The sequence below is a fragment of the Rhodococcus sp. BS-15 genome (genome assembly GCF_000813105.1).
Lineage (GTDB): Bacteria > Actinomycetota > Actinomycetes > Mycobacteriales > Mycobacteriaceae > Rhodococcoides.
This window is the reverse complement of the sequence record NZ_BAOX01000313.1, coordinates 1-5,513: the sequence shown is the minus strand read 5'-3', so window position 1 is coordinate 5,513 and position 5,513 is coordinate 1. Positions and strand designations below refer to the sequence as shown.

Annotated in this window: 3 protein-coding genes and 3 pseudogenes; 2 read left to right on the top strand and 4 right to left on the bottom strand. The window is 64.1% G+C overall.

Features of this window, described 5'->3' with window-relative positions; translation table 11 throughout:
• Positions 1-33: 33 nt before the first annotated feature.
• A pseudogene (locus tag RHBS_RS23635) lies at positions 34-1,678 on the bottom strand (cytosine permease).
• Positions 1,679-1,790: 112 nt separating this feature from the next.
• Positions 1,791-2,371, bottom strand: a pseudogene (shbA, locus tag RHBS_RS23630) (RNA polymerase sigma factor ShbA).
• A gap of 199 nt (positions 2,372-2,570) precedes the next feature.
• Here shbA and RHBS_RS23625 point away from each other — a divergent pair.
• Positions 2,571-3,517, top strand: a pseudogene (locus tag RHBS_RS23625) (alpha/beta fold hydrolase).
• Between the two features lie 72 nt (positions 3,518-3,589).
• On the opposite strand, the gene RHBS_RS23620 reads toward RHBS_RS23625, so the two are convergent.
• Both RHBS_RS23620 and RHBS_RS23615 read right to left on the bottom strand, forming a co-directional pair.
• Positions 3,590-4,264, bottom strand: coding sequence for a hypothetical protein (locus RHBS_RS23620; RefSeq protein WP_128646565.1), 675 nt, complete (start codon positions 4,262-4,264; stop codon positions 3,590-3,592).
• A 220-nt stretch (positions 4,265-4,484) separates the two neighbouring features.
• Positions 4,485-5,216, bottom strand: a complete 732-nt coding sequence (locus RHBS_RS23615; RefSeq protein ID WP_128646563.1) for an enoyl-CoA hydratase — start codon at positions 5,214-5,216, stop codon at positions 4,485-4,487.
• Between the two features lie 62 nt (positions 5,217-5,278).
• Here RHBS_RS23615 and RHBS_RS23610 point away from each other — a divergent pair.
• A partial coding sequence (locus tag RHBS_RS23610) for an NAD(P)-binding protein (protein ID WP_148311813.1) occupies positions 5,279-5,513 on the top strand: 235 nt, incomplete at its 3' end.

Below are 5,513 nucleotides of genomic sequence, written 5' to 3'. Positions count from 1 at the left end.
GCACATAATCACACCACTGCGGCGCAGCCGCACTTACTGCGGAGGCAGGATGTGCTCCCCCGTCTTGTCGGTGCTGAGCGAGAGTGAACTGATGTACTGCTTCTCTCCGTTCGGCCCGGGCACGTTGGACGCGATCATGTCGGGTCGCTCGAATTCCATGCCGCTGACGTGGCACATCACGAGCGCGTCGGACGGGTTGCCGTGCTCGTCGAACATCGGCAGATCGATACCGTCGTCCGTGCGTCGCAGGTAGTACCTGCCTTGGTTGCCACCGCCAGAATGGGCGGAAGAACCAGTGCGAGAACGAGAGCCACGATGGGCGAATACGGTTTGATCGCAGATCCGAATGCCCCGAAGAAGACGAGGATCGACAGGATCGCCGACGCCGCCATCGACCCGAAGCCGACCGGATTGATGTTGTAGAGCATGCCGCGTCGGAACTCGGGCACCTTGGGCGAGAGCTTCAGGATGTACTTGTTGAATACGATGTCGACGCCACCACGGCAATCCACGCGATACCGCAGTTGGCGTAGAAGCCGAGGATGCTGTTGAGGAAGTCGAACATGTTGGCTTCCATCAGGATAAGTGCGATGGCAAGGTTGAACAGCACGAACACCATGCGTCCGGGATACGTCTTGGTGAGGCGGGTGTAGGAGTTGGTCCACGCCAGCGACCCGGAGTATGCGTTGGTGACGTTGATCTTGATCTGGCTGATGACGACCAGGATCACCGCGAGGGTCATCGCGAGCCAGCCCGGCATGAAGTTCTCGTAGATTTCCAGGAACTGGTGCACAGGCTCGTTGGCGATGGTCGAACCGTCGACGACGTTGGCGATCAGGTACACGGCAAGGAAGAGACCGACGACCTGCTTGAGTGCACCGAAGATGACCCAGCCCGGTCCCGCGAGAAGCACTGCAGTCCACCAGCGTCGGGAGTTCTCGGGAGTCTTGGGCGGCATGAACCGCAGGTAGTCGATCTGCTCGGCGATCTGCGCGATCAACGACAGACACACGCCCGCCGCGAGCATCACCGATCCGATGTTGACGCCCTTACCGTCGGCACCGTCCTGACCGCCGTAGGCGAGGAACTCCCCGACCGAATCAGGATTGCTGATCACCAGATATACGAACGGGAGCACCATCAGCACCAGCCACAGCGGGGTGGTCCAGACCTGGAGCTTGGCAAGGGCTTTCATGCCGTAGATGACCAGAGGAATCACCATGATCGTGGACACCGCGTACCCGATGGGCAACGGGATGCCCAAGCCGAGTTCGAGTCCCTGCGCCATGATCGAACCTTCGAGCGCGAAGAAGATGAACGTGAACGTCGCAAAGATGACGTTGGTGACCACCGACCCGTAGTAGCCGAATCCGCTTCCGCGCGTGATCAAATCGAGATCGATGTTGTAGCGGGCGGCATAGTAGGCGAGTGGGAGCCCGGTCAGGAAGATCACGACGGCGAACACCAGGATTCCCCAGAGTGCGTTGCCGGTTCCGTACGAGATTCCGATGTTGGCACCGATGGCGAAGTCCGCGAGGTACGCGATTCCGCCGAGTGCGGACGTCGCGACAACACCGGTTCCCCATTTTCGGTAGCTACGCGGCGCAAAGCGCAGCGTGTAGTCCTCGAGCGTCTCTTTGAGCGCGGTGTCTGTCGGCGCTGGCTGTACGGCGGTCATGGGTCAACAACGTAGAACCGCCACGTTGCCGGGGTGTCTTGGAAAGATGTAGCTACTGTTACTCACTCCGACGATTCGGACATCCGGCGCGATACGCGTCGCGGCGGGAACGTCAGGCGACTGCGCGCGCCGCCAGCAGCGAGAAGTTCGACAGCTCGGCGCGAAGCATGTTCATCGCCCGATGCTGGGCCACTCGCACGGCTCCGGCCGTCATTCCGAGTGCTTCACCGGTTTGTGGTGCCGTCATGCCCCACACGACTCGCATCAGAATGATCTTGCGGTACTTCGTCGGCAGGGTGTCCATCAATGCCTGGGTGTGGCTACGCAGTTCGTCGCCGAGCGCGAGCTGTTCCGGCCCGGCATCGGTGGATTGCTCCTCGGGCATCTCGTCGATCGAGAACGACTGCCGCAGAACCGATTTGCGACCGGCGTCGGCCAGCTTGTGCGCGGCGATCCCGTACACGAATGCATGAAGGGCTTGCCCATGTCGCGGTACTTGGGAATGGCGGTGACCAGTGCGAGGCAGACCTCCTGCACCACATCGTCCGCGGCGACGTCGAGATTTCCGATCCGGGCGGAGCAGTATCGGCGAACCGGTGGCTGGATCAGCACCAGCACCTGTTCGAGGGCGAGTCGATCTCCCGCTACGGCGCGGGGCACAACATCCTCGAGCCTGTCCATGCCGAAACCCATGGCCGATCTCCTCACTGGCAACGCGCGTCCTCTCCTGAACGCTCACCAGTACTTCGGTGCCGATTCCCACCCGGCTTGGTCCGAGCGGGTACCACACCGACAGAAAATTGTGATTCAGGTAACACGGCGTGTCGAGGAAGCGAAGTACCGGGCAACACCGTCGTCGCAGCACGTGACACTCACACCCGCGGAGCGCCCCATGATCATCAGCGAGCAGACCCATCAGGTCGGTCGCCGCAGCACCGTCGCTGCCGGCGACGGCACCGCGCTGGCGGTTCGCGAGTTCGGGCATCCGAATGCGCCGCTGACCGCGGTGTTCGTGCACGGACACTGCCTGCGGATGCAGTCGTGGACCGACCTGCGTCGACAGGTCGAGCACACCTGGGGAGACGACGTGCGGATCGTGATGTACGACCACCGCGGGCACGGCGAATCGAGTCCGGCCGCGTCGGAGAGTTGCACCATCGACCGACTCGGCGAGGACCTGGCCGACGTGATCCGCGCAGTGGTTCCGTCGGGACCGTTCGTCGTCGTCGGCCATTCGATGGGGGGAATGACGGCGCTGTCCTACGCCCGCCAGAACCCGGAGGCCATCGGCACGCGCCTGATCGGAGTCGGTTTGATCGCGACGTCGGCGGGCGGGATCACCGACGACGGACTCGGCAGTTGCCTCGCGCATCCCGCGGTGTCGGTATTCCAGGCCGCTGTTCGACGGGCCCCTCGCTGATGTCGGGCGCCAAGAGACTCAGTCGCGGCGTCTGTGCACCCATCGTCAGAACAGCGGGATGCGGATCCCGAAGAGTCAGTCCGAGGGTGGTGACGCTGGCGACGGCGATGCTGGGTGAGACGTCCATCGTGACGATGGCCGGCTTCCTCGGGGCGTTCCGAGGGCTCGACGAGGTGTCCGGCCTGGCTGCCCTCGCCTCGATTCCCACCCTCGTACTCTGCGGCTCCGACGACCTGATGACACCCATGCGACACTCGGAAACCCTTGCCGCACATCTGCCCGACGCTCGCCTGGTACGCGTCGCGCAGGCCGGGCACATGGTGATTCTGGAGCGCGCCCACGAGGTGGCCGAGGCCATCGTCGAACTCGTGACGGCCGCTCGACGTGCACACGTGGGAGATCTCGCGCTGGCTCGCTAGCAACTCGGAACGTGCCGACGACCGTGGCCCGCAACGGAATCCGATGCGGGCCACAGCACTGCTGTAAGAGTATTACTTCTTGACGGCGGGGGGAGCGTTGAGGAGCTGGATGAACTGCCCTCCGTTCCCTGCGATGGCACCGAGACCGCCGATGGCGGTACCGGCGAGCGATGCACCGGAGCCCAGAAGCAGTGCGCCGCCGACGCAACCGGCCACCGGTGCGGCACCGAAGAGCAGCAGTGCAGGTGCGGAGACGGTACCGGCAGCGATGGCTCCGAGGAAGCAGCCGGTGACCAGACCGGTTGCGGCTCCGAGGAATCCGCCGACCGATGCGGAGAGGCTGATGTTGTCCTTGACGCCGGAGACTGCGGCGGGCAGGTCGACCTGCTGCAGACCTGGAAGAGAGGCGGAGACCGGGGTTGCCGCGGCAGGCGAGGCATCGGCGGTCAAGGTGGCGTGGTTTCCGTCGATGACGGCGGCGACGGGGTGCGAGAATCCGTCGACGGCAATGGCCAGTGGCACGGAATCGACCAGCGCACCGTTGGCGTCGCGGACGACGAGATGGTTGTCCTCGTTGCTCAGGGTGCCCGCCGACGTGTCGACGATGACCTGGTTACCGGCCTGGGTGACGTTCCAACCGACCGGAGCGGCGAGCGCCGGAGCCGGATCGGCGTAGGCGGTTCCCATGGCGGTCGTCATCGCTGCAATGACCAATGCGGACGTTGCCGCGAATCGAGTCAGCTTCATGTTCCTCAGTCTTTCGTCGTGTCCATCACTCGATGCGAGCAGCGAAAAACTATGGATGGAACAAGCGGGTCAGGCGAACCGAAGATGAACGAACGGGGTCGATCCGAACAACGATGCGACGCATCGACTCATAAGGGACAGAACGACTTTCGAAGTCCCAACGGTTCGTAAACGACACGCGCGGGTTGTCTCTTCCTACCGAAAAGACCCCCGCCGTCGATCACCTGCCCACGAACTTCGGCGTGCGCTTCTCGGTACGTGCGCGGCGCGCTTCCTTCATGTCCTCACTGCTCCACGCGGCCTCGAACGCTACGGTCTGCTCCGGCGTCGGAACATCATGTGCTCCATCGTCGTTGAAGACGAGCTTGAGGTGGCGCAGCGCCAACGGAGCGAGCTCGGTGATCGACTGCGCCCATTGCGTCGCCGCGTCGACGTCGCCGAGTTTGTTGGCCAGCCCGCACACATGGGCCTGATCGGCGTGCACCCGTTCCCCGCCGATCAGAATCGTGCGTGCAACGCCGCCGCCTGCGAGCGCGGCCAAGCGCCGGATGGTCCAGTTGCTCACCGCGATACCGAGCCTCGTCGACGGAATCTCGAAGAAGCTGCCCGGCGCAACGACCCGCAGATCGCAGGCGATCGCCAACTGTGTCCCAGCCCCCACTGCTGGGCCGTTGACCGCAGCCACGACCGGAATCGAGACACGTTCGATTGCCGTCAGCATCTCCTCGAGGATCTGCCCGAAATGCTCGGGAAACGCATCACCGGTCAGATCCGCGCCCGCGCAGAAGCTGGTTCCCTGGCCGGTGATGACCACGACCCGTGCGCCGTCACGCTCGGCTTGTTCGACTCCGCGATGCACCGCGAGGCACAGCTCGGAGTTCAACGCGTTCCGTCGATCCGGGCGCTGCAGTTCGATGGTGACGACGTCGCCGTCACGAGAGAGTCCGATCACGAGAGCAGAGGTTACCGACCGGTACGGGAATTGACAGTGCGGGGCCTGATCTACTGGTCTCCATGATCGACACTCGGGTCGCCGTCATCGGCGCCGGCCAGGCCGGACTCTCGGCCGGCTATCACCTGCATCGCGCGGGCCTGACCGCGGGCGAGGGCTTCGTGATGTTGGACCGCTCCCCCGGCCCGGGCGGCGCGTGGCAGTTCCGCTGGCCCTCGCTGACGTTGAGCACCGTCAACGGGGTGCACGACCTGCCCGGTATGGCCTTTGCGGACACGCTCGGAGACGAGCCCGCCG

Excerpts from the sequence above, each read along its gene's own strand:
- RHBS_RS23620 (WP_128646565.1), bottom strand. The coding sequence starts at position 4,264 with ATGAAGCTGACTCGATTCGCGGCAACGTCCGCATTGGTCATTGCAGCG.